The organism is Vibrio methylphosphonaticus (assembly GCF_023634655.1).
In the GTDB taxonomy this organism is placed as follows: domain Bacteria; phylum Pseudomonadota; class Gammaproteobacteria; order Enterobacterales; family Vibrionaceae; genus Vibrio; species Vibrio methylphosphonaticus.
The window spans coordinates 1-278 of sequence record NZ_JAMKMS010000094.1 but is presented as its reverse complement, the minus strand read 5'-3'; the positions used below and the strand labels follow the sequence as shown (position 1 = coordinate 278).

The window sequence follows — 278 nt, the reverse complement described above, 5'->3', positions numbered from 1 at the left end:
CGCTTCTGCTGATAGAGGTATCTTCATCCGTCATTTCGTCGGCAGGCAATGCCACAGGCTTATCATTAATTCCCGTCACCGTGATGGTGATGGTTTGAGGCGCGCTCGCTAAGCCTTCATCATCAAGGGCGATGTAGGTGAACGTGACATCTTCTGACTCGCCATTGCTCAAGCCTTGGAAGTCATTCCCGGGATCGAAGCTGTATGAGCCATCTGAGTTAAACGTTAGGCTGCCTTTGTCTGCTGGGACATCGTCTTGCAGTGCGTAAGACGCGATG

General features: G+C 51.8%; 1 protein-coding gene. It reads right to left on the bottom strand.

Annotated features, from left to right (window positions below; translation table 11 throughout):
* On the bottom strand, positions 1-278 hold a 278-nt coding region (locus tag M9196_RS23395), incomplete at both ends, for a VCBS domain-containing protein (RefSeq protein ID WP_250619900.1).